The 24,253-nt window shown below is 41.6% G+C and carries 20 protein-coding genes; 15 read left to right on the forward strand and 5 right to left on the reverse strand.

Going from position 1 to position 24,253, the window contains the following annotated elements; all coding sequences use genetic code 11:
• The first annotated feature begins 33 nt into the window (after positions 1-33).
• From VK664_RS04120 to VK664_RS04140, 5 genes are all read left to right on the forward strand, one after another.
• Complete coding sequence (locus tag VK664_RS04120) at positions 34-1,236, forward strand: DmpA family aminopeptidase (protein WP_461397343.1); 1,203 nt, start codon at positions 34-36, stop codon at positions 1,234-1,236.
• 1 nt (position 1,237) lies between these two features.
• Complete coding sequence (locus VK664_RS04125) at positions 1,238-2,071, forward strand: aminotransferase class IV (protein ID WP_461397344.1); 834 nt, start codon at positions 1,238-1,240, stop codon at positions 2,069-2,071.
• A gap of 96 nt (positions 2,072-2,167) precedes the next feature.
• Positions 2,168-3,649 carry a serine hydrolase gene (locus VK664_RS04130; RefSeq protein WP_461397345.1) on the forward strand — a complete coding sequence of 494 codons (1,482 nt, stop codon included), beginning with the start codon at positions 2,168-2,170 and terminating at the stop codon, positions 3,647-3,649.
• A 228-nt stretch (positions 3,650-3,877) separates the two neighbouring features.
• On the forward strand, positions 3,878-4,627 hold the full coding sequence (locus VK664_RS04135) for an acyl-CoA desaturase (RefSeq protein ID WP_461397346.1): 750 nt from the start codon (positions 3,878-3,880) through the stop codon (positions 4,625-4,627).
• Between the two features lie 64 nt (positions 4,628-4,691).
• Positions 4,692-5,693, forward strand: a complete 1,002-nt coding sequence (locus tag VK664_RS04140) for a 4-hydroxyproline epimerase (RefSeq protein ID WP_461397347.1) — start codon at positions 4,692-4,694, stop codon at positions 5,691-5,693.
• A 232-nt stretch (positions 5,694-5,925) separates the two neighbouring features.
• Here VK664_RS04140 and VK664_RS04145 read toward each other — a convergent pair whose 3' ends face one another.
• Positions 5,926-6,129, reverse strand: a complete 204-nt coding sequence (locus tag VK664_RS04145; RefSeq protein WP_461397348.1) for a helix-hairpin-helix domain-containing protein — start codon at positions 6,127-6,129, stop codon at positions 5,926-5,928.
• 31 nt (positions 6,130-6,160) lie between these two features.
• Here VK664_RS04145 and VK664_RS04150 point away from each other — a divergent pair, with 31 nt between their 5' ends.
• The 6 genes from VK664_RS04150 to VK664_RS04175 all read left to right on the forward strand — a co-directional run bounded on the left by VK664_RS04150 (position 6,161) and on the right by VK664_RS04175 (position 13,517).
• A complete protein-coding gene (locus tag VK664_RS04150) occupies positions 6,161-7,075 on the forward strand; it encodes a sugar phosphate isomerase/epimerase family protein (RefSeq protein WP_461397349.1) in 915 nt (304 codons plus the stop codon).
• A 110-nt stretch (positions 7,076-7,185) separates the two neighbouring features.
• Complete coding sequence (locus tag VK664_RS04155) at positions 7,186-7,611, forward strand: SRPBCC family protein (protein ID WP_461397350.1); 426 nt, start codon at positions 7,186-7,188, stop codon at positions 7,609-7,611.
• Between the two features lie 75 nt (positions 7,612-7,686).
• Entirely contained in the window at positions 7,687-8,637 is a 951-nt protein-coding gene (locus tag VK664_RS04160) for a nitrilase family protein (protein WP_461397351.1), read from the forward strand.
• Between the two features lie 336 nt (positions 8,638-8,973).
• Positions 8,974-11,019 carry a transketolase gene (gene tkt, locus VK664_RS04165; RefSeq protein ID WP_461397352.1) on the forward strand — a complete coding sequence of 682 codons (2,046 nt, stop codon included), beginning with the start codon at positions 8,974-8,976 and terminating at the stop codon, positions 11,017-11,019.
• Positions 11,020-11,023: 4 nt separating this feature from the next.
• Positions 11,024-11,653 carry a PAQR family membrane homeostasis protein TrhA gene (gene trhA / locus VK664_RS04170; protein WP_461397353.1) on the forward strand — a complete coding sequence of 210 codons (630 nt, stop codon included), beginning with the start codon at positions 11,024-11,026 and terminating at the stop codon, positions 11,651-11,653.
• Between the two features lie 106 nt (positions 11,654-11,759).
• Complete coding sequence (locus tag VK664_RS04175) at positions 11,760-13,517, forward strand: ABC transporter ATP-binding protein (protein ID WP_461397354.1); 1,758 nt, start codon at positions 11,760-11,762, stop codon at positions 13,515-13,517.
• Between the two features lie 105 nt (positions 13,518-13,622).
• On the opposite strand, the gene VK664_RS04180 is transcribed toward VK664_RS04175, so the two are convergent.
• Together VK664_RS04180 and VK664_RS04185 are read right to left on the reverse strand one after the other, a co-directional pair.
• Positions 13,623-14,336, reverse strand: coding sequence for a LytR/AlgR family response regulator transcription factor (locus VK664_RS04180; protein WP_461397355.1), 714 nt, complete (start codon positions 14,334-14,336; stop codon positions 13,623-13,625).
• 2 nt (positions 14,337-14,338) lie between these two features.
• Positions 14,339-15,361, reverse strand: coding sequence for a sensor histidine kinase (locus tag VK664_RS04185; protein WP_461397356.1), 1,023 nt, complete (start codon positions 15,359-15,361; stop codon positions 14,339-14,341).
• A 210-nt stretch (positions 15,362-15,571) separates the two neighbouring features.
• On the opposite strand from VK664_RS04185, the gene VK664_RS04190 reads away from it, so the two are divergent.
• Positions 15,572-16,042 carry a hypothetical protein gene (locus VK664_RS04190; protein WP_461397357.1) on the forward strand — a complete coding sequence of 157 codons (471 nt, stop codon included), beginning with the start codon at positions 15,572-15,574 and terminating at the stop codon, positions 16,040-16,042.
• 176 nt (positions 16,043-16,218) lie between these two features.
• Here the strand turns inward: VK664_RS04190 and VK664_RS04195 are convergent, their stop codons facing one another.
• Positions 16,219-17,145: a sugar phosphate isomerase/epimerase family protein gene (locus VK664_RS04195; protein ID WP_461397358.1), complete on the reverse strand. Its 927-nt coding sequence runs from the start codon at positions 17,143-17,145 to the stop codon at positions 16,219-16,221.
• 192 nt (positions 17,146-17,337) lie between these two features.
• Here VK664_RS04195 and VK664_RS04200 point away from each other — a divergent pair, with 192 nt between their 5' ends.
• Positions 17,338-20,646: a S41 family peptidase gene (locus VK664_RS04200; protein ID WP_461397359.1), complete on the forward strand. Its 3,309-nt coding sequence runs from the start codon at positions 17,338-17,340 to the stop codon at positions 20,644-20,646.
• 32 nt (positions 20,647-20,678) lie between these two features.
• Here the strand turns inward: VK664_RS04200 and VK664_RS04205 are convergent, their stop codons facing one another.
• On the reverse strand, positions 20,679-21,410 hold the full coding sequence (locus tag VK664_RS04205; protein ID WP_461397360.1) for a hypothetical protein: 732 nt from the start codon (positions 21,408-21,410) through the stop codon (positions 20,679-20,681).
• Positions 21,411-21,722: 312 nt separating this feature from the next.
• On the opposite strand from VK664_RS04205, the gene VK664_RS04210 reads away from it, so the two are divergent.
• Both VK664_RS04210 and VK664_RS04215 read left to right on the forward strand, forming a co-directional pair.
• Positions 21,723-22,097 (forward strand): winged helix-turn-helix domain-containing protein, encoded by a 375-nt coding sequence (locus tag VK664_RS04210; RefSeq protein ID WP_461397361.1) that lies wholly within the window; start codon positions 21,723-21,725, stop codon positions 22,095-22,097.
• A gap of 137 nt (positions 22,098-22,234) precedes the next feature.
• Positions 22,235-24,247: a TonB-dependent receptor plug domain-containing protein gene (locus VK664_RS04215; protein WP_461397362.1), complete on the forward strand. Its 2,013-nt coding sequence runs from the start codon at positions 22,235-22,237 to the stop codon at positions 24,245-24,247.
• Positions 24,248-24,253: the final 6 nt, after the last annotated feature.

The following is a 24,253-nucleotide window of genomic DNA, read 5'->3' on the forward strand; positions in this document are numbered from 1 at the left end:
TTACATTTCTTTGGTTCTTGATATATTTACACCATGCTAAAATTTAGGCCTTCCACTATTTTCTTCATGACAACAGGCAAAAGTGTAATGCCGATCTGCAGTAAACAGATTTTGGGATTGCTGGCCTGCATGTTTTGCGTCTTGCCAGTATCTTCACAAACAAAAAAAACAGCAAGGGAGCAGGGAATAACAATCGGTGTAATGAAACCAGGAAAATGGAATGCGATCACGGATGTTCCTGGTGTGCTTGTCGGGCATACCACAATCGTAAGAGGAGATTCGATAAGAACCGGTGCTACTGCAATCATTCCCTATGCCGGAAATATTTTTCAGCAAAAAGTACCTGCAGCCATTTATGTCGGAAATGGTTTTGGAAAACTAACCGGTATTAGCCAGGTGGCTGAATTGGGAACCCTGGAAGTACCGGTGGTGCTAACCAATACGCTTGGCGTGGCGGCAGCAATGGAAGCTGTTGTGGATCATACAATCAGGCAGGCGGGTAACAGCAATGTGCAGTCGGTAAATGCTGTTATCGGAGAAACGAATGACAGTTGGCTCAACGATATCAGGGGCAGACATGTGACGAAAGAAGATGTGCTCCGGGCAATATCAGGTGCTAAAACCGGTCCCGTGAACCAGGGTAATATTGGTGCAGGTACCGGTACTGTGTGTTTTGGTTTTAAAGGTGGCATCGGTACATCTTCAAGAAAGCTTCCTGCGAATCTTGGAGGATATACCATTGGTGTAATCGTACAAACAAACTTCGGTGGTGTGTTGGAAATTGCAGGTGTGCCTGTAGGTAAAGATCTTGGGAAGTTTAGTTTTAGTGACCAGTTGTTGAATAATGTCGACGGATCCTGCATGATAGTTGTGGCTACTGATGCGCCTATCACCGCGCGGAATTTGCAAAGGCTGGCAAAAAGGGCATTTATGGGGCTTGCAAAAACAGGTGGGATCGCTTCAAACGGAAGTGGGGATTATGTGATTGCTTTTTCAACCAATGACTCCCTGCGAATACCTCATAGCACCAATAACCCATTGCTCATACAACCTGAACTTCACAACGAATTCATTACGCCACTATTTATGGCCACTATAGAAGCAACAGAAGAAGCCATCATCAACTCATTATTCAGTGCTGAAAGAATGAAAGGCTTTAAGGGACACGAAGTAGAACCTTTACCTTTGGATCTTGTATTACCGATCATGAAAAAATACAACAGGATAAAAAATTAATATGACATACTGTACAGTCAACGGGAATCTGTTTGATGCAACTAAAGCTACCATCGGCATCTCTGACCTTGCACTTCAACGTGGCTACGGGATCTTCGACTATTTCAAGATCCTGAATGGCCGGCCGATATTTCTTGAAGAGCATCTCGACAGGTTTTACCGTTCAGCTGCGAACATGCGCTTAGCCGTTGGCTATTCGAAGGAAGCAGTCAGAGGTATGATTCAAGAATTGCTTGAAATTAATGATCTGCCTGACTCTGGTATAAAAATTCTGCTAACCGGCGGTTACTCAGCTGATGGTTTTAAAATGGGTAAATCAAACCTGATTATTACCCACGCACCGCTACCAACATATGGTGTATTTCAATCCAGCGGCATTAAGGTTATAACGCATAGGCATCAACGCCAGATGCCTGATATAAAAACAATTGACTATCTGATAGCAGTTTGGTTACAGCCTTTGATCGACGAAAGAAGGGTTCAGGACGTGGTTTATCACGACGGTCACCTGGTTACAGAATGTCCGCGTTCTAATATTTTTATAGTTACAAAAGATGAAAGAATTCTTACACCTGCAAAAAATGTGTTGAAAGGAATTATACGCTCACAACTTTTAAAACTGACCGACAATTTTCTTGTTGCCGAAGCTGATATTGCCCTCCCGGATATATTTGCAGCAAAGGAAATTTTCATTACAAGCACCACAAAAAATATTCTTCCGGTTATCCAGATCGATGATAAACTGATTAATAATGGCGACCCCGGACCCGTTACTATGCGGCTGTCAGCAAAGCTGGCTACAATAATTGATGAAATCCAACATGCAGTTCACTAAGTATTCCAACCTTTGGCCGCACTCTAACGACCAGTCTTCATTATCAGTAACAGGTTTTTCAAGATAACACCTATTTTAGAGCAACAATCAACAACTATGAACCCTTTTGCTTCCCGTAGAAAACAAGTGATTGCCCTGCTTATTATTATTATAGCCGGACTCTCAGGGAAACTCGTTGCCCAGGTGAACTATTCCACTGAAGTACTGGAGCGAATTACAAAGGTTGAAAATAATCTGGGCAGCTGGTACCGGATCGAGGGAGAAAAACCTTTCAACATACTGGAAAGGTTGAAATTTCACAACATACCCGCTGTGAGTATAGCAGTTGTCAATAACTATAAAATCGATTGGGTTAAAGCTTATGGAATAGCCGATGTCGCTTCGAAAACTCCTGCAAACATCCAAACACTTTTCCAGGCAGCATCTATCAGCAAATCATTAAATGGTGTTGGTGCTATGAAACTGGTCCAGGCAAAAAAAGTAGATCTCAATACAGACATCAACATTTATCTCAACAGCTGGAAATTCCCATACGACTCAGCTTCAGGGAATAAAAAAATAACGCTTGTCAATCTGCTTAGTCATTCTGCCGGCCTAACGGTACATGGATTCCCGGGTTATGAAGTGACTGATACAATACCTACTGTTTACCAGGTTCTTGACGGAAAATCACCGGCTAATACCAAACCAGTGCGATCCCAGTTTGCTCCCGCCACCCGCGTGCAGTACTCCGGCGGGGGAACCACCATTTCACAGGTTCTGATATCAGATGTCAGCAAGAAACCTTATCAGCAGTATATGTATGAAGAAGTGTTGGCTCCATTAGGTATGACTTCCAGTTTCTATGATCAACCTGCACCTGCGGGCAAAAGAGCAATGCTCGCTACCGGTTACAAGTTTAATGGAAGTGAAATAAAAGGCAAATACCATATCTATCCTGAACAGGCTGCGGCGGGGCTTTGGACAAACCCCACTGATCTGGCAAAATATATAATCGAAACTCAGTTGTCTTACCTAGGTAAATCATCCAAAGTGTTATCACCTGAAACAACAAGACTCAGACTTACCCCTGTGGTTAATAAAGAAGCCGCATTGGGTGCATTCATTATGACTAAAGGTAATGCCACTTATTTTCAGCATGGTGGTGCAAATGAAGGGTTTCGCTGCCAGTATTTTGGAGATATTGAAAATGGGAATGGTGTGGTTGTGATGGTCAACTCGGACAATGGTGCGATTTTAAATGAGATCATTAACAGTGTTGCTACGGTATATGGCTGGAAAGATTTCTACAATCCTGTGTTAAAAAAACTGACATCAGTAGGCAATGATGCACTTAAAACTTATATCGGCAAATATGAGATGAACCCCGGGTTCAATATTACTATAAGCCTTGAAAGCAATCAATTAAAGGCCGGTGCCACCAATCAGCCAACTTTCGATATATATCCGGAAGCAGAGAATACATTTTTCGTAAAACTATTTGATGCCAAACTTGAATTTTTAAAAACCGGCGACAAAGTCGACCGATTAGTTCTTCATCAAAATGGAACGCAATCAACTGCAAAAAGAATCGAATAGCACAAAGGACAGACCACAAAATATTGCATGAATCGTGTGTTAGAAACGGTTTGTTGTATGCGAAATCTTACCCTGATTTTACGCTCCTATTAACAATTAAAATCTTAACTTCGGTCGTATACTTAATCATCAGGTTCAGATTTTAATTCCTCCTGCTATTTCCTTCTGCACGATCTTGATAGCTTTTTCAATTATCATTTCCACTCTGATTCAATCGTTTAATTCAATATGCCTATCATTATTATTTTTATTGCCATTTGGTACTTATCGTTGTTTTCCCAAACTTTTTTTCATCACCGTTATGCTTCCCACGGAGCCTTTAAGATGAGCCGTTTTTGGGAGAAATTCTTCTTTATTTTTTCTTACATAACGCAGGGATCAAGTTATATGAGTCCAAGGGCTTATGCGATCATGCATCGAATGCATCATGCGTATACAGATACACCCAGGGATCCCCATTCACCCAACTATTCCTCGAATTTATTTTCGATGATGATGAGAACGAGAAATTTTTATCGTGACGTCTACAAGGGCAGGTTAACCGTTGAGGAAAGATTTACAAAAAATCTACCTGATTGGCCCGCATTTGAACGGATTGCAAATAGTACCGTATCAAGAATTATTTGGGTAGTTATTTATACAACCATTTTCATCCTGTTTGCTAATTCACTATTCCTCTACCTTTTATTACCAGTTGTAATTGCTATGGGTGCTTTCCATGGCGCAATTATTAATTGGTTTGCACATAAATTCGGTTATAAAAATTTCAAGCTTCATAATACTTCCGAAAATCTTTTCAGGGTAGACATATTTATGCTTGGAGAGTCATACCACAACAATCATCATAAAAGGCCGTCTTCAATAAACTTCGGTGTAAAATGGCACGAACTGGATCCGGTTTACCCTGTTATATTATTTCTTAACTGGCTTCATATTATCAGGGTTCCAAAAATCACACATCCCTTACAAATCAGCTGAGTCACATTATCCGGAGCGTTGCATCAATCAAAATCCGTAATTTACCGCCACCAAAATTGTTTTGATGGCTGTAAAGAAATTTTTCTGTGTTGATGCTCATACCTGTGGAAACCCTGTAAGGCTTGTAGCCGGTGGAGGTCCGTTACTCACAGGGAATTCGATGATGGAGAAAAGACTGCATTTTCTCAGGGAGTATGATTGGATAAGAAAGGGATTAATGTTTGAACCAAGGGGACATGACATGATGAGTGGAAGCATTTTGTACCCACCTTCTGATCCTCTGAATGATATTGGCGTTTTGTTTATTGAAACCAGTGGTTGTTTACCAATGTGTGGCCATGGCACAATAGGTACCATCACTATAGCCATCGAAGAGGGACTGGTGATTCCCCGGACACCTGGCGTACTGAGGATGGAAACACCTGCCGGACTAGTTCTGATAGAGTACAGGCAGGAAGGGAAAAAAGTCCGATCGGTAAAACTGACAAATGTAAAATCATTTCTTGCAGCTGAAGATATCAGTTTTGAATGTCCTGACCTTGGACCCTTAACAGCGGATGTAGCTTACGGTGGAAACTTTTATGCAATCATCGATCCCCAGGAAAATTTTAAAGGCATTGATCATTATAATGCCGACCAACTGATCTCATGGAGCCGGATCTGCCGGTCACGTATAAACGAAAATTATCAGTTTATCCATCCTGAGAACGAACATATCTCAGGTTGCAGCCATATTATGTGGACAGGATCTACCCTGGATCCGTCTTCCACTGCACGCAATGCTGTATTTTATGGTGATAAGGCAATAGATCGGTCACCCTGTGGAACAGGGACCTCTGCCAGGATGGCCCAATGGTTCGCAAAAGAAAAACTTCATAAAGGTGAATCATTTATTCATGAAAGTATTATTGGTTCGAAATTTACAGGTACCATCGAAGACGTGACCACCATAAATGGAAGACCAGCCATCATCCCCGCAATTGAAGGTTGGGCTATTGTTACCGGTTATAACACCATCATAATAGATGATGATGATCCTTATGCTCATGGATTCCAGGTTATTTAGCAACCTCTGTTGGATTTTAAAAACTAATTCAAAGATACTGAATACAGTTGTGAGTTGTGAGTGGTGAGTTGAGTGGTGAGTTGAGTGTTTGAAATGATGAGTTCTCTGGCAATTTACTTCATGAATTGTTTCATATGTAAATTATTTTAGAAACAATCCTGTGAGATAATTCCATTTGGTAATTACATGAGATAATCCAATGAAATAGTTCGGATAGATAATCCGATGAGACCTAAGTTCTGAATTTCAGACCGGCCTTTTCTAATGCCGTTCTTAATTTTGGTATGGTAGAAGGTCCCATGCCATGAAGCGCCAGCAAACCTTTTTCTGACCATTCTGCCAGTTTTTCCAGTGTAAATATTTGATTGTTTTGAAGCGCACGGACAACAGGGGCACTTAACAAACTAAACGCAGATAAAATGCTGGCAGAATTCACTACTTTGGGTGAGCTTAAATAATGATGTCATATGATTCAATCAACCCGACGTAAGTTTATTAAACAATCAGCGCTTGCAGTTGCTTCACTGCCATTTGCATCAACCTTCGCTGTGCCGCCTGCAGTAAATAAAAAGCTTTGTTTTTCCACGCTCGGCTGCCCCGACTGGACCTTTGAAAAAATCGTAAAGTTTGCGGTTGACTATAAATACGAGGGCATTGAAATTCGTACCATCCAACGTGAGATTGATATCACCAAAATCAAGGAATTTGCTGATTCGAATATTCAATCAACCAAAAAGTTACTTGCTGACAATAAAATAAAACTTGTCGACCTCGGATCATCGGCAGCGATGCATCATACTGATAAAGCTACCAGGCAAAAAAATCTCGATGATGCTAAAAGATATATAGACCTGGCCGAAAAACTTGAATGCCCTTATATCAGGGTATTTCCGAACAATTTACCGAAAGATGATTCAAAACAGGTTGTTCTTGACCTCATTGTTTCAGGACTTAATGAACTTGGCGCTTATGCAAAAACAAGCAAGGTGAAAGTGTTGATGGAATCACATGGTGATCTTGTCAGCAAAGCAGACCTCGTCTATGTAATGCAAAAGGTTGATACAAAAAAGATCGGGCTGATCTGGGATATCATGAATGCATGGTCCGTTACGAAAGAAGCTCCTGCAGATATTTATCCTGCTATCAGCAAATACATACATCATGTACATGTAAAAGACGGTATAATCAAGGATGGCAAGGTTCAATACCGGATTTTAGGAAAAGGTGAAGCCCCTATGCGGGAGTCTATCCAGCTTTTGCAGAAAGGCGGATACCAGGGATATTATAGTTTTGAATGGGAAAAACTCTGGCATCCTGAAATAGAAGAACCTGAAATTGCACTGGCACAATACCCGGCAGAGATCCTGAAATATTTTGTTTAGGTTGTCGTAAACTCACCCTTCAATTGTCAGAATCGGCCACCTGTTGGTTTTATAATGCATGTTATTTTTGCTATGCAAACTAAAATAATCATCAATTAAACTTTATCAAAATGAGCACAACAATGAATCAAACCATTACAGTAAAAGCAACAGTCAATGCTCCTGTCGAAAAAGTCTGGAATGCGTGGAGCAACCCTGAAGACATAATGAAATGGAACAGTGCGTCTGATGACTGGCATACACCAAAAGCCGAAAACGATTTAAGGACCGGTGGAAAATTCAGTTCAAGAATGGAAGCAAAAGATGGTAGCTGGGGATTTGATTTTGCAGGTGTCTATGACAATGTTGAGAAGTTTAAAGTTATTGAGTATACCATGGGTGATGGTCGAACAGTCAAGGTCACTTTTACAGGCAATGGAAACAATACAGATGTTGTTGAAACATTTGACCCGGAAAGTCAAAATAGTATTGAAATGCAGCAAGCCGGTTGGCAGTCAATACTTGATAACTTCAAAAAGTATACTGAATCGCTGTAAAGTTAATTATTGTTAAGTTTGTCCATCTTAAATTTTGCGATAAGATTTGCGATAAGATGGAAAATTTGCGATAAGATGGAAAAATTAAAGATTGCAACAGCTCAGTTCGAGCACAAGAGTGACGATAAAGCCTATAACCTTTCTGTAATCGATAAACTTGCAGGCAAGGCGGCAGCTGAGGGCACACAGGTGATTGCATTCCATGAGTGCAGTATTACCGGTTATACTTTTGCCAGGAAATTATCAAAGGATCAGATGCTGAAGCTGGCAGAATATGTTCCTTCCGGTGAAAGCATCGTAAAACTCAGGGAAATCGCGCGAAAGCATAATATCGTTGTGCTGGCCGGTTTGTTTGAGAAAGATGAGGATGATAACCTCTTCAAGGCTTATGTCTGTGTTGACAGAAACGGCCTCGTTGCTAAATTCAGGAAACTTCATCCTTTTATCAATCCGCACCTTATTCCGGGTGATTCATATTGTGTATTCGAATTGCATGGCTGGAAATGTGGGATATTGATTTGTTATGATAATAACATCATTGAAAACGTGAGGGCCACCAAGTTACTGGGTGCTGATATTATATTCATGCCACATGTGACTATGTGCACTCCTTCCACGAGGCCAGGTGCGGGTTTTGTGGACCCTAAACTTTGGGAAAACCGCGAAAATGATCCGACCTCATTGCGCCTCGAATTTGACGGTCTTAAAGGAAGGGGATGGCTGATGAAATGGCTGCCATCAAGAGCTTATGATAACGCTGTGTATGTAGTTTTTTCGAACCCGATTGGAATGGATGATGATCAGTTGAAAAATGGATGTTCTATGATAATAGATCCGTTTGGAGATATCGTTGCCGAATGCCGGAGCTTTGATGATGATATCACAACTTCTGTGTTGATTCCTGAGAAACTGACACAGGCAGGCGGCTATCGATATCTCAGGGCCAGGCGGCCCGACCTGTATCGGGACCTTATTGGCCAGGAACATTTGCCTGAGCAAAAGGTTGCCTGGTTAAAAGACACCTGACCGGAACTGCCAATTGATTCCCCGACGATTTCGCAGAAAGTGATTTCAGCCGCGACATTCCACGTTTCCCATACAAACCTTGCTTTTAACACAGCGAGGTTTTTTTGTCGGATTAAATCGATTTAATTCATCTGCGTCACCGCCGCAATTCCCATCCCCCGGCATAATTATTATATCCATTGTGCGCAACGTCAATTTAAAAACCAATCGTTGTTATCCAAATTAAATAATTTCCAACACTCAATTCATAACTCATAATTCATAACTCATAATTCATTACTACCTACTTTTGCCAGGTAACGGTCTACTTCACTTGTCCACAATAAATAATTCTTTATGAATAATCAAACCTCAACAGAAGTTAAGAGCAACCAATCCTCAACACAAGTCAACATAGAGCAACTAAGTATAAACACCATTCGTTTCTTATCGGCCGATGCGGTTCAAAAAGCAAATTCTGGTCACCCGGGCTTGCCACTGGGTGCTGCACCGATGGCTTATGTGCTTTGGACAAAATTTCTACGCTTCAACCCAAAAGATCCGAACTGGCAAAACAAAGATCGTTTCCTGTTATCTGCGGGACATGGTTCAGCATTATTATATAGCCTGCTGCATCTCACTGGCTACGACCTTCCTATGCAGGAACTGCAAAGGTTCAGGCAACTGGATTCGAAGACTCCGGGACATCCCGAATCAATGCTGACCCCCGGGGTAGAAGTGACTACCGGCCCGCTTGGCCAGGGTTTTGCAAACGGAGTTGGTATGGCCATGGCTGAAGCATTCCTGGCTTCAACCTATAATAAGCCGGACCATCAGCTCATTGATCATTATACTTACGCCATAGTCAGCGATGGTGATCTGATGGAAGGCATTTCGGCAGAAGCGGCTTCGCTTGCGGGCCACTTAAAACTTGGAAAGATCATATTTCTCTATGATGACAATGATATTTCACTTGATGGTCCAACCAGTCTCGCGTTCACAGAAGATGTACTAAAACGTTTTGATGCCTATGACTGGCACACACAAAGGGTTCATGATGGAAATGATTTAAAAGGCATTGAAGATGCCATAAAAAATGCACAAGCGGAGAAAAACAGGCCATCCATTATCTCGGTTAAAACCATCATTGGTTTCGGCAGCCCTTTACAAGGAACAAGCAAGGTGCACGGCAACCCATTAGGAGAAGAAAATCTAAAGAAAACCAAGCAAAACCTTGGCTGGGATCCTGAGAAATCATTTTATATACCCCAGGAGGCTAAGGATCACCTACTGATCCCTGGCAAAAATGGTGAAAAGCTCCAGGCTTTATGGCAGAACGCATTTGAAGCTTATAAGAAGGCATATCCGGCGGAAGGGAAACAATTGGAACAGGCTTTCAAAGGTGAGTTGCCTGAGGGCTGGGACAAGGACCTCCCGGTGTTTAAGGCTGGTGAAGGCCTTGCAACCCGGCAGGCATCTGGGAAAGCCCTTGAAGCTATAAAAAAACATGTGCCCTGGCTTCTCGGGGGATCAGCGGACCTGGCAAGCTCCAACGAGATGCCGGTAAAAGGGGAAGTCAGCTTCCAGCCAGGTAGCTATCAGAATACCAACATCTGGTTTGGAGTTCGTGAACATGGTATGGGAGGAATAATGAACGGAATGGCCAGTCATCATGGTGTAAGAGTTTATGGCGGAACCTTCCTGAACTTTTCTGATTATATGCGTGGCGCGATTCGTCTTGCGGCCCTCACTGAAGCCCCTGTTACTTATGTGTTTACCCATGATAGCATCGGCCTGGGGGAAGATGGACCAACCCATCAACCGATAGAACAGGTTACTTCTTTAAGGTCAACTCCTAATCTTACCGTAATAAGACCAGGTGATGCAAATGAAACAGTACAGGCATGGGCCGTTGCAATGACAAATATGACCGGACCTATTGCATTGATTCTCACGAGACAAAAACTGCCGACTATCGACCAGGACCGTTATCCACCAGCAACTAACCTGGCAAAAGGTGCTTATATCCTGATCGACTCAAATGATAAACAACCGGATCTGATTTTGATTGGCACCGGCTCAGAACTACAGCTTGCAGTGAGCGCTTCTGAAATACTGGTTAAAGAAGGAATAAAAACGAGGGTTGTCAGCATGCCCTCATGGGAATTATTTGAGCAACAGGATGAGGCTTATCGTAACACCGTGTTACCACCACAAATCAACAAAAGGCTGGCAATTGAAGCCGGTGTTACTTTCGGCTGGTACAAATGGGTCACTTCAGAAGGCGATGTCATAGGCATCGATCGGTTTGGTATGTCTGCCCCCGGTGACGAAGTGATGAAGTATTTTGGATTTACAGTGGAAAATGTTTGTGAACGGGCAAGATTGCTGGTCAAAAAATAGAAGCGTGCAGGAAATATATTCTCGCAAACAGGAAATTGTTAATGGCCTGATACATGGATTCGGTATCCTTTTCGGAATAAGCGGATTACCCGTTCTTACCGGTATTGCTACTTCGCATAACAATATACCCGGGATAATTGGCTCCGGCATTTATGGTTTATGTTTCCTGCTGTTGTTTACCTGTTCAACTATTTATCATATTGCCCAGGAACCAGCAATCAAAAAGAAATTTCTGGTTTTTGATCATATCAGTATTTACTTCCTGATTGCAGGAACTTATACTCCATTCCTGCTGGTTTATCTGAATAATAGTTTTGGCATCTCATTGCTTAGCGTACTATGGGGTCTCACCTTAGCTGGTATTTTTTTTAAAACGTATTTTACAGGAAGACTTGAGATACTATCAACTATAGTCTACGTACTAATGGGATTGATCATGATCGCAGGTGGCAGACGGTTTTTCGACGCGGTCCCCCATGAGGTGCTTGTATTTATAGTTATCGGGGGTGTATTATATTTACTTGGTGTCTTTTTTTATCTCTGGGATAAATTTGTTTACACTCATGCGGTGTGGCACTCGTTTGTGCTCGCAGCGGCCATTTGTCATTATGTGGCAGTATTACTTTCCATGTAATGACTTATTTCCTTGTAATGACTTAGAATCGTAAATGTAAAGTTTCACCAAGCTATCAGCTTCCATTTGGGCATTCTTTATGATGGCTGGCGTTAATAGATTTATAATGAAAATACTCTGGAAGTATCTGAAGCCGCACCGTACACTCGTTTTATTCTCTTTATTACTTGCCGCAGCGGCGCAACTATTAAGCCTGCTGGATCCGGTGATCTTCGGAAAGATAATCGACGACTATGCCACCAATAAAAACAATCTTCCACAGGATGAACTTATCAAAGGTGTAATATCCTGGCTACTGATCGCACTCGGTATCGCCATCTTGTCTAAATTATGCAAGGCCGCGCAGGAATATCTCACCAGGCGAACAGTTGCAAAGTTTGGCATGAATATCTTCAATGATGGTTTGAAGCAGACATTAAGATTATCGTTCCAGGAATTTGAAGAAAGTCGCAGCGGAACCACCTTATCAGTTTTACAAAAAGTAAAAACAGATGCCGAACGTTTCATCAATTCATTTATCAATGTTGTATTTTCTTCGCTGGTCGGTGTCGGGTTTTTAATTTGGTACAGCCTTAACAGGAATTGGTTGCTGGTGCCAGTGTTTTTTGTGGGTGTGGTGATGCTTGGATCGTTGACAGGACTAATTTCGAAAAGAATCAAAGGCATACAGCGATCAATAAATCGGGAAACAGATAAGCAGGCAGGTGTAATAACCGAGAGCCTGCGAAACATAGAATTGGTTAAAAGCCTTGGACTGACATTCCCGGAAATCAGGCGCCTGAACGAACAAACGCTGAAAATATATAACCTTGAAATGATCAAAGCAAAGAAAGTAAGTACGCTTTCTTTTCTACAGGGCAATATGCTGAACCTTCTTAAACAATCAATTTTGTTTATACTGTTATGGCTTATTTTCCGCCAGATATTAAGTACCGGTGAATTGATCGCCATGCAATTTATATCCACAGCGATATTTACGCCTTTGCAGGAATTGGGAAACATGATCATACTATATCGTGAGGCTGATGCATCGTTGAAAACCTTCGATCGTCTTATGAATAAGCCAGTAGAGAAAAGGCCCGAAAACAGTATTGAGATAGATAACTTGTCCAGCCTCCATTTTGATAATGTAGTCTTCCGGCATAAAACTGCGGGATACAATGCTATCGATGATATCTCTTTCAATATCCACCGCGGGCAAACAATCGCGTTTGTTGGTCCGTCGGGTTCGGGAAAATCTACCCTGGTCAAGTTGCTCGTTGGTTTATATACACCGGTGACTGGCGGTATTTATTTTAATGATGTGTTATCTAACCAGGTGCAGTATAATCCACTCAGAAGGCAGATAGGGTTTGTTACACAGGATACCCAACTTTACGCGGGTTCAATCAGGGACAATCTTCTTTTTGTAAAACCCACGGCTACAGACGAAGAAATTACAGACGCATTAAGAAGAGCATCCGCCACGAATCTGATAGCAAAAGCTTCACATGGGGTCAACACCCTGCTGGGGGAAAGCGGAATGAAACTATCTGGTGGAGAGAAACAAAGGATATCTATTGCAAGAGCATTGCTTCGCCAGCCAAGACTGCTCATTTTTGATGAAGCCACTTCAGCCCTTGATTCTATTACGGAAGAAGAAATTACAAGGACTATCCGCGATATTTCCGGCAGCAAGTCGCAAATGACAATACTGATAGCCCACCGGCTATCGACCATTATGCATGCTGACATTATCTATGTTCTTGAGAAAGGGAAGTTCGCTGAATCAGGTTCGCATGAAGAACTGCTAGCTGCGAAAGGCTTGTATTATTCCATGTGGCGCCAGCAGGTCGGGGAAAGAAAGGTCATCATTAAGTTATGAGTGATGAGTTATGAGTTAGTGGTGAGTGTTGAGTGGTTTACAACAACCCGATAGGGGTTGATTTCACATAGCCCGGGCGAAACTCCGGGGGTGAGTTATAAAAACTCAGCGTTTAAGAAGTTTTGTATCGACTACTTTTTGCATTAGCAGATCTTTCATATTCCTGCTTACAGGTATCTGGGCAGACTCTATAAGTATAGTGTTACCCTCAATTGCTTTTATTTTTTGAAGTGAAACGATATAAGACTTATGAACCTTCATAAAAATGGCTTCAGGAAGTTGTTTTTCAAGAATACTAAGCGTGACATAAGTAATCATTTTTTTGCCCGCGAGATGAATGGCAACATAGTTCTGCAAGGCTTCCGCATATAATACTTCATCATAATAAATTTTTACAAACACCCCGTTTTCTTTAATAAAAAAACTGCCTTTCTCTTCTGTTTGCGGAGCACTTACGGGGCGCATTGCCGAATGCAACTCTTTTACTTTATTAACTGCTTTCAGGAAGCGCGGAAATGATATTGGTTTCAGCAGATAATCCGCAACGCCCAGTTCAAAACCTTCAAGCGCATAACTGGTATAAGCAGTAGTAAATATTATTGCCGGCACTTTTTTAAGTGATTTTATAAAATCAATTCCAGATAAACGGGGCATTTCAATGTCCAGGAAAATCAGATCGATTTCACCACTATCCAGCACCTGGTAAGCCTGCAATGGATCGGCATAAACCCCGGCCAGTTCAAGGAAGTCTATCTGGGAAACATATTCCTTCATTCCCCTGCAGGCAATCGGCTCGTCGTCTATTATAAGACATTTCATTGTCATGATATCTGAATCTGTAATTCAACCAAAAAAATAGCGTCTTTTCTTTCAATGTTTAATTTATACTTGTCGTCATACAGAAGATCAAGTCTTCGTTTCACATTTTTTAGTCCGATTCCCGGTTTTTTCCTGACAGCTGGTGGCGGATCCACCGAGTTAACTACGCTGAACAGGAAAGATCCGTTTTGCCTGGCCAGGTTTACTTCCACCGTGTTTTTTACATCTACCGAACTGGAGAGATGTTTAAAAGCATTCTCAACAAAGGGTAATAAAAGCAAAGGTGCGATGCAAAAATCCCGGGCGCTTTCATCGCTGTTAAAAACGATGGAATGTTTATCACTTTTCCGGAGTCTCTGGAGATCAACATAACTTTCAAGGTAACTCACTTCTTTCTCAATCGGGATCTTGTCTTCATTGCATTCATATAGCTGGTATCTTAAAAGTTCAGAAAATTTTTGCAATGATTCTCTTGCTTCATGGTTCGATTTATCAATCTGAAAATAAATGGTGTTGATTGAGTTAAATAAAAAATGCGGGTTAAGCTGTGCTTTAAGATATTCGAGTTCTGCCTGTAATTTTTCTGTTTGCATTTGATGCAATAATAATTGTTGCCTGTACCAGCGTTTACTTAATTCAAGTGAAAGTGTAAATGCCAGGTAAAATATCCCGATTGAAGCGTTGTAATATGTATTAAAAAAGAAGCTCCTCCGGACGGTAAGATTATTTACATGTGCGCTCAGCCAGGTGTCAAAACCGTTTTGCAAACCCGTATACAATAAGAGTAAAACCAGGATCGAAATAACATAAAGCAGGTACCTGTCCTTTTTAAAATATCGTTCGAATAAATAATAGATATTCAGGTAACAAACTGCAGCCAGGAGCAGGTTGTGAACCAGAACATCAATTATATAATATCCGGTGCCGGCCTGTTGAATAATGTGCGCGCGGTTAAAAGCATAGAACACAACGGTAACCAACCAGAACGCCAGGTGATCGAGTTTATATTTCCAAACAAAATGCACATTTTAAGTTACGCTTTAACAGTCGATATTTTCAACGAATTATCCAAAAAGTGATTTTTTCTTGATGAGATGCAAATGTGGCGCAATATTTAACACAGCTTACAAGTCATCAATTGTTTGCAGCAGATAGTCAAAGAAATTACCTGATAAACAATGAGTTTGATTTCTTTGTGTTGAAAACAGAATTAATCATTTTAAAAGTTTAAGAATATGAAAAGACTAATCAGGCCATCAATCTTTATTAAAGCCATCTTACTAATTTTTCTTTCCCTGCCATTTGTGAGCGCATCTGCATTTGGTGGAATTGATAGTTATGCCATCTATCTGAATGACAAACTACTTGTTAAACAGTCGCTCGGCGATCCACTTGATCTGAAAACGCTGCCACTTACCGATAAAAATGTTTCGGATAAACTGGTGATCAGGTACATGCAATGTAATGCGCCTTCCAAGGTTGGCAAAAACAGGGTGATTACCTTAAAAAATGAAGCAGGGAAGGTAGTTAAGGAGTGGAAATTCAAAGATGTTGATGGGGAAGCTTCAGATATGGTAATACCAGTAAAAGAAATACTGGCTCTGCAAAAATCTGCAAGCGGAGCACTCAGCTTTTTTTATTCCGCCGACGGAAATAAGACTCAAAAGCTTGCTGCGCTGCATGGAGGGAGTAAAAGCAACACTTAAAAAATTTATCCTTTCAAAAGCCCAGTTACAATTCTATGTTGATCATTACTTAGCCAAATAGATAGCCTAAAAACAAAACCCTTCATTCCGGAAGGGTTTTGTTTTATTGAGTTATGAATTATGAGTTATTAGTTATGAGTGAGTGATGAATGAGTAAGTGAGGGAGGGATGAGTTATTACTCGCCGGTTATTTTTTTCATTTTTTGCATGGCGGTTTTTGCTACGGTGAGGGGGTCTTGTTTGTAATAGGCTGCGTTGAAGACTTCTTCGGAAATAATTAATGGTTTTTGCGGATCGTTGAGGATATCCAATATACGTTTAACCGGCGCTATGCCATCTCCCGGGTGAACACGATCCGAATCAACGATGGTATCTGTTGGTTTAGCAGGATAATCATTCACATGAATCACTTCCACCGCCTTTTTTGCTATTAAAGGTAAAGTTTCGATACTTGAACCACCCTTATACAAATGATAAACATCAAGTAAAATTCTTGCTGAAGGATGACCGCTTTGAAGTGCGACAAACATTACTTCCGAAGTTGTGCAGAGGTTTTTCGAAAAGCCCCACAATTCAAGATGTGGAACCACACCAGACTGATCACCCAATTCCAGGATTGTGCGATATCGCTCCCCGGCTTTCCTCAGGTCAAGTCCAGGTTTATCCGTTGCTCCAACAGGTGGTGCTGCCACACGTTTGCAGCCAATCTGTGCCAGTAGGTCCATCTCCTTTTTCATCTGTTCAACTCCCTGCTTCCTCACTTCATCATCATCAACTATCCATTTGGCAAAACCTATGGCATTCGCTGCGGTGATCCCAAATCCCTGCAAATGTTTGTTTGCTTCTGATACCTTGCCTCCCTTGGCAAGGAACTCCTGCAGGCTGTCTATCCATATCTCTACCAATGTGAAACCAGCCTTCGAAGCAACTTCCAGCTCTTTAACAAAACCGAGTTTGTGGCCCCTCAGGGTAGCCATATTAAGACAATAACCAAACTTTTCTACTGTAGGCTTTGGTGATGGTATAGCATTGCCTTTGAATGAAATGAGTGTAGATGCGGATGTAAGTCCCAGCAACTTCACAGCCTGCCTGCGGTTAAGCATAGATTAGCGTTTTTAACGGTTAATAATTTTACGAATGGCAATATCATTTATTTATCGGGAATATCATTAAAGAGTTTGTTCCCTGTCCTATATTAGCGGATTCCGGAAAATCACTATTTTCAGGATGGACAAACTAACTGAAAGTTCAAGCCAAAACATCTTTATTCAACACTGTCAACAGGAATAACGTTTATGAGAAAGTCAACTGCTATTATTTTCCTATATATTATCTGCGGATTACAAATACTGAAAGCTCAAAGCCCGGCTTCTGATCCGAAAAAAGAAGAAATAAAACCAATTTCGTATTTCTCTGACCCGGCTATTTCGCCCAACGGTTCTGAGATTGCTTTTGTATCGGCTGGTGACATCTGGACAGTTTCCTCAGAAGGTGGACAGGCAAGATTATTAATTGCCCGGGCAGGTTATGAATCCAGACCTCTATATTCGCCGGACGGACAATATCTTGCTTTCAATTCAACCATTACTGGCAATGGTGATATCTACACGTATCATTTTAAGAACGGCTCTTTGACACGTCTTACATATGATGATGGCAATGAAGAACTCAGTGCATGGTCCGGGGATGGAAAGTTCCTGTATTTTTCAAGTACTGCAAATGACATTTCATCCATGCGTGATGTGTACCGCGTAAAGGCCTCAGGAGGAACGCCTATGGCGGTTGCTGATAACCGTTATACCAATGAATTTTTCGCAACACCATCACCTGATGGCAGGATGCTTGCTTTTAATGCAAGGGGAGTGGCTTCTCACCAATGGTGGAGAAACGGTCACAGTCATCTTGACGAATCAGAAATATGGCTGCTCAATACAAACAAGGACCAATCAAAAGATGGATCATATGAGCAGTTAACTATGCGTGGTGCACGCGATCTTTGGCCAATGTGGAACAAGGACGGCACAGCTCTGTATTTTATCTCTGATCGAAGTGGGTCCCAGAACCTTTGGTTTCGGCCTGTCAAAGGGGAAGCTAAACAATTGACAAAATTCAGCAAGGGCCGCGTCGTTTGGCCAACTATATCAAGGAACGCAGAAACAGTGGTTTTTGAACGCGATTTCGGGATCTGGAAATACAAGACCAGCAACGGGAATGTAACAGAATTGAAAATTAATCTTGTTGGTTCATCAGCAGGCAATACAATTGAACACCTGAGATCATCCAACCAATTCAGGGATCTTTCACTTTCCCCTGATGGAAAAAAGATTGCATTTGTGTCGCATGGAGAGATCTTTGTATCCTCTTCAAAGGATGGCGGTGATGCCTTCAGGGTTACCAATACAACGCAGAGAGAATCCAAACCCATCTGGACTCCGAACAGCAACAGCCTTATTTATTCTTCTGAAAGGGATGGCACGGCGCATTTATATCAATACAATTTTATCGGCGGAAAAGAAACCAGGTTAACTAATAGCACCATGGATGATGTTTCACCTTTATTATCGCCGAACGGCAAATTGATAAGTTTCATCAGGAACGGACAGGAATTGCATGTGATGGATCTTAATACAAAAAAAGAAATCAAAGTAGCAAAAGGATACCTCGGCCGGCCACCATTTTCTGCCACTGGTACAGTGAGCTGGTCGCCCGATAACAAATGGCTTGCATATGCCGGGTTTGGAAATAAAACGTTCCGCAATATTTATATAGCAGCAGCTGATGGAGCAAGTGAACCAAGGCAGGTCACGTTCCTGGCTAACACTTCCGGTGGAGTGGTTAACTGGAGCGCTGATGGTAAATACATTCTATTTACTACCAATCAGCGAACCGAAAACAGTTTTGTTGCCAGGGTAGATCTTATACCTCAGACACCCTTTTTCCGGGAAGAGCAATTTCAAAAGATGTTTGTTGAACAAAATACTTCTCCTTCATCGCCTGTTAACCCTTCGTCGCCGGGAATCAAAGCTGACTCTGCAAAAAAACCGGGAGCCGACAGTACATTAAAAGCATTAGCTTCAAATCCAGGCTCATCAGCGTTCAAACCTGTGGCAATACAAATCGAAGGCATTCGTCAAAGACTGAATATATTATCATTAGGCCTTGATATAGGTTATGTACAAATAAGTAAAGATGGCAAGCAAATGCTGATCAGTGGTTCAGCGGGCCAGCAAACTAATCTTTACACCTATTCACTCGACGAAACCTCCCGCGAACCCGCAGTATTAAAACAACTCACTACAACACCTGGTAATAAATCAGATGCCCAGTTTTCTGCTGACGGCCGGGAAATTTATTATCTCGAGCAGGGAAGGATTCAATCAATGGTGGTTGATACCAAACAGCCAAAGTCAGTGGCAGTGATTGCTGAGATGGATGTAGATTTTACGAATGAAAAAGTTGAAATCTTTAACGAAGTATGGGAAGCACAAAACCAGGGGTTCTATGATCCTAAATTCCATGGGGTTGACTGGAAAAAAATACATGAACAGTATGAGCCACTCGCCTATGGAGCTACCAATCCTGATGAACTAAGAAGGATACTGAACCTTATGGTCGGCGAACTGAATGCATCCCATTCGGGTGTGTCTGGTCCTGCGACCGGCTTAGGTTTTGTTACCGGTAAGACCGGTCTTAAATTTAATAGCAGGGAATATGAAGAAAATGGAAAGTTTAAGATAGATGAAGTCATTTATCTCTCACCTGCTGCCCTGCCAGGCACTATAAAACCAGGCGACTATCTTATAGCAATTGACGACAAGACCCTGGCTGCCGGGAATAATATTGACGAGCTGCTTCAGAATAAGATTGGCAAACGTATATCGCTTACAATTTCATCATCTGCTGCTGGTACGTCTCCGGTGAAAGTTTTTGTAAGCCCTGTTAACCTTGCAACCGAAAAGGGAATGTTATATAAGCAATGGGTGATGGAACAAAGAGATTATGTTACAAAAGTCAGCAAAGGAAGGCTGGGTTATGTTCATATGCCTGATATGTCTGAGCAGTCCCTCAATCAGCTATACATGGATATGGATGCCGAAAATCACTCAAGGCAGGGCGTAGTTGTAGATGTGCGCAACAACAACGGCGGATTCGTAAATCCCTATGCTTTGGATGTGCTCTCACGTAAAAATTACCTGACCATGACTGGCCGGGGCATGCCATCAGCACCTGCCCGTGTGCAGCTTGGGCAGCGTGCCCTGGACGCACCAACCATATTGGTAACAAATCAACATTCCCTTTCAGATGCGGAAGATTTCACAGAGGGTTATCGCACTCTTGGCCTGGGAAAAGTTGTTGGTGAACCAACAGCAGGCTGGATCATTTTCACTTCGAGTGTTCAGCTGATCGATGGTTCTGCTGTGAGACTTCCATTTTCAAGGATCGATGATCATGAAGGGAAAAACATGGAACTGGTTCCAAGGAAAGTCGATATTCCCGTAACCAGGCAATTGGGCGAAGGCAATGCAAAAGATTCTCAGCTGGATGCTGCTGTAAAAGAATTGATCGGTCAGCTTGATAAATCAGGCGTTAAGACAAATCAATAAAACTTTACAAACATTAGCAAATGCAAAACAGTTTAGACCTCATCACTTTTGTAGATTGATAATCCAAGCAGAAACCATGCTATGGATGAATATGCACCTATTGTATAAAAGCTGGGATCATTTCTGACACCTGCAACCGCACCAAACATGATTGCGAAACCGAGCCAGAAACCCGCCACCAGGGGGGCCCACCTGGCGAAGCCGGTAAGTTTTTTCTGAACTGCGATAACAATACCGGTGATGAACAACAAGATGTTACTGGCGGGCCAGAAAAAATCAAGTACCCGGTACAAGGCTGAATTGTTGGTGGGATCAACAGCTGTCCATATGTTCCAGATACAAGCGACACCGAGAAAAACGAGGTTTAGCCTAAGCAATCTCCTGCCCCATTTTTTATTGCCGGTTGCCTCTTGTTTTATAAGGCCGAGAATGCTACAGATCCAGCCGGTCATATATATAAGATCAGCTACACCCGCAGCTGAAGTATTACGAAGTCCAAATTTGTGATCAGAAAGCATTTCCATGAAAAGAAAAGGAGAACAGATCATGGCAATTATTCCAAGTGTCTTGTTTGAAGGAACCCATTTGCTCCACCGTCCCAGGTTGATCTTGCCTGAGCCGGGATTGGACTTATTTTGACCAGGGTTGATACCCAAATTGTGATCGCGGGAACCTTCGAAATTCCCATTGGAACCTATCCCGACCATTTGTGAAAAAGAACCGGTATTGCGGAGTTGTGTTGTTTTGTTGTTTGAAGGTGTCATTTCATTAATTTTCATGCAAGTAAAGAATGATAATGTCCGGAAAGACAGGCAACAACATGACTTCAGGAAATTTACGACTGAAGCGTAGAAATCAGTGTATGAAATGATTTGAAGTTCTCCATGTTCTTTGCTTTGTAGGCCTGGAGTTAACTGATTCCAGGCGGATTAATACTGATCAAGTTTACTGGAAAAGCCAACGATACCTCCCGCCAGCTAATAGATTTTTACCAGTCTGCGCTGGTTAGGAGCCATAAATTCCCTGGTATATTTTGGTTTCAATAATTGGTACCTTGCCATTGAAAATGTATTGCCATGACATCAACACAAACACAAAGGATTTTTAAAAAAAACAACCAATATTCAATAAATGGAAGTTTGTGGATCGAATGCAATGGGAGCCGGTACTTTGGCCCCGGTCCGGTAGAATTATTAACCCTGATAGACGAAACAGGATCGATCCGGCAGGCAGCATTACAAATGGGAATGTCTTACAAAAAGGCCAGTGAATTGGTAAGCACAATCAATGACAATTCGATTTCACCCATGGTCATTCCCCATACAGGTGGGAACAATGGTGGCGGCTCGGTCATCACACCTGAAGCGAAGAAAATGATCGCATTCTATGTTAAGCTTCGGGCCAAATTTCTTCGTTTTTTAGAAACAGAATCAAAAAATCTGAATCTTTGATCCAATCTCTGATATAATTTATTATTTAAAGATTTTGTCCTGACACGAAAGTTTGTCTAAAATAAAAACGAAATTTATTACGTGGATATCGTTATATTCTTAAATAGCTAACGACTTTAACTTAATACAAACCAGGTATGAAACTTTTTTTATTTTGTTTTTGTTGTTTGTTGGTAACAATCGTGACAGGCCAGGATAGCACTATGCAATATTCAGAAGATTCAATGGCGACAAACGCTTTTAGATTGGGAGAGGTTGTGGTAACGGGGAAAAAGCGCCATCCTGCCTCATCTTTTGTCAGTGCCCATCAAATGGAAGTCTTTAGTAAACCGGATGTTTCAAAAGCATTGAATATGTTGCCTGGTATTACCTTATCATCGGTTGGGCCACGTAATGAAGCTATGATTTACCTGAGAGGTTTTGACCTGAGGCAGGTGCCACTGCTGATAGATGGCATACCTGTTTATGTACCATATGATGGCTATGTTGACCTGGCAAGATTTACTACATTTGATATTGCCGAAATCAATGTGTCAAAAGGTTATACCTCTGTTTTGTACGGCCCTAACGCGTTGGGCGGAGCCATTAATCTCATCAGCAGAAAGCCAGTGCGTAAATTCGAATTTAATGGCGCCACAGGATGGTTATCTGGCGGTTATCGCTCAAACATCAACATAGGAAGCAACCTGGGTAAGTTTTACCTCCAGGCAGGTGCCTCCAGGTTAAAGCGGGATTCTTTTCCTTTATCCGATAATTTTCAGCCTTCTAAAACTGAAGAAGGAGGCTGGCGCAATAACTCATGGAATACTGATGATAAATACAATCTGAAAGTGGCTTATACCCCGAATAGCAGATCCGAATACGCGCTTAGTTACATTTACCAGCATGGGAAAAAAGGCACTCCCGTTTATTCAGGGCAGGATACGCTTAACAGCCAATTCAAGAATCCCCGATTCTGGCAATGGCCGTATTGGGACAAACAAAGTCTCTATTTCATTTCAAATACTGTAATAGACACCACACAATATATTAAAACGAGATTCTATTATGACCGGTTTAAAAATCAATTGAACTCATATGATGACGCAACCTATTCGAAAATTTCGCGGCCTTATGCATTCAAAAGTTTTTACAATGATTATAGCTTTGGGGCTATCCTTGAATATGGAAAGACTATCTCAACAATTGATAATATAAAAGGTACTTTACAATACAAAAACGATGTACATCGCGAAAACAACGAGGGCGAACCAGTTAGAACAATGTCTGACAGAACCATTACAGCTGGCATTGAGAATGAGCTCGCACCAGTTCAACATCTGATTATTCGGACAGGAATAAGTTATAATCAAAGGGCGAGCCTCAAAGCTCAAAACTATAACACTACAACAAAAAAGGTTACAGATTATCCTTCAAACACAAACGACGCGTTCAATATACAGGGAAGTATTGAATACAGTTTCAAAGGCATGAATGTTATAAATCTTTCCGTAGCGCGTAAAACAAGATTTGCGACTTCGAAGGATCGTTATTCTTATCGACTGGGGACAGCAGTTCCTAATCCAGACCTGGAAGCTGAGTATTCAATGAACTATGAGCTGGGTTACAAAGGTTATATCATTCCCAGGTTAAATTTCGAAGCGGCACTGTTTTATAGCAGGATACAAAATACGATCAGCATGGTTTCTAATGTCGAATTGGATCCTGTGAGAAATGTATGGCAAAGCCAATTGCAAAATGTTGGAGAAGCTAAATTCAGTGGGGTCGAAGCCACAGTTTCTTACCAGTTCCTCAAAACATTAAGCGCGGGTGTTAACTATACATTTATTGAAAGGCGTAACATGGTTGATGAATCAATTCATTTTACTGATGTACCAAAAAATAAGGTATTTGGCTTTGTTCATTACGAATTACCGGGCAAAGTTTCCATACAATTTAATTCCGAATACAACTCAAAACGGTATTCCACTACTTATGGTGCGGTTGCTGGCTCGTTCTTCCTTTTGAATGGAAGCGCATCAGTGCATGTCTGGAAATGGTTTTCGGTTGAAGCAGGGATAAACAATATAGCGGATAAAAATTATTCTTTGGTAGAAGGTTATGTTGAGCCTGGCAGCAACTATTTCGTTAATCTTTTATACCGTTTATAATTACAG

This window comes from Flavitalea sp., from assembly GCF_035489435.1.
GTDB lineage: Bacteria > Bacteroidota > Bacteroidia > Chitinophagales > Chitinophagaceae > DATHKG01.

Bases quoted from the DNA above. Each gene is read 5' to 3' on its own strand.
- VK664_RS04120 (WP_461397343.1), top strand. From the start codon at position 34: ATGCTAAAATTTAGGCCTTCCACTATTTTCTTCATGACAACAGGCAAA.
- VK664_RS04190 (WP_461397357.1), top strand. From the start codon at position 15,572: ATGAAAAGACTAATCAGGCCATCAATCTTTATTAAAGCCATCTTACTA.
- tkt (WP_461397352.1), top strand. From the start codon at position 8,974: ATGAATAATCAAACCTCAACAGAAGTTAAGAGCAACCAATCCTCAACA.
- VK664_RS04130 (WP_461397345.1), top strand. From the start codon at position 2,168: ATGAACCCTTTTGCTTCCCGTAGAAAACAAGTGATTGCCCTGCTTATT.
- VK664_RS04160 (WP_461397351.1), top strand. From the start codon at position 7,687: ATGGAAAAATTAAAGATTGCAACAGCTCAGTTCGAGCACAAGAGTGAC.
- VK664_RS04200 (WP_461397359.1), top strand. From the start codon at position 17,338: ATGAGAAAGTCAACTGCTATTATTTTCCTATATATTATCTGCGGATTA.
- VK664_RS04140 (WP_461397347.1), top strand. From the start codon at position 4,692: ATGGCTGTAAAGAAATTTTTCTGTGTTGATGCTCATACCTGTGGAAAC.
- VK664_RS04175 (WP_461397354.1), top strand. From the start codon at position 11,760: ATGAAAATACTCTGGAAGTATCTGAAGCCGCACCGTACACTCGTTTTA.
- VK664_RS04125 (WP_461397344.1), top strand. From the start codon at position 1,238: ATGACATACTGTACAGTCAACGGGAATCTGTTTGATGCAACTAAAGCT.
- VK664_RS04210 (WP_461397361.1), top strand. From the start codon at position 21,723: ATGACATCAACACAAACACAAAGGATTTTTAAAAAAAACAACCAATAT.
- VK664_RS04150 (WP_461397349.1), top strand. From the start codon at position 6,161: ATGATTCAATCAACCCGACGTAAGTTTATTAAACAATCAGCGCTTGCA.
- VK664_RS04205 (WP_461397360.1), bottom strand. From the start codon at position 21,410: ATGACACCTTCAAACAACAAAACAACACAACTCCGCAATACCGGTTCT.
- VK664_RS04135 (WP_461397346.1), top strand. From the start codon at position 3,878: ATGCCTATCATTATTATTTTTATTGCCATTTGGTACTTATCGTTGTTT.
- VK664_RS04180 (WP_461397355.1), bottom strand. From the start codon at position 14,336: ATGAAATGTCTTATAATAGACGACGAGCCGATTGCCTGCAGGGGAATG.
- VK664_RS04195 (WP_461397358.1), bottom strand. From the start codon at position 17,145: ATGCTTAACCGCAGGCAGGCTGTGAAGTTGCTGGGACTTACATCCGCA.
- VK664_RS04215 (WP_461397362.1), top strand. From the start codon at position 22,235: ATGAAACTTTTTTTATTTTGTTTTTGTTGTTTGTTGGTAACAATCGTG.
- VK664_RS04155 (WP_461397350.1), top strand. From the start codon at position 7,186: ATGAGCACAACAATGAATCAAACCATTACAGTAAAAGCAACAGTCAAT.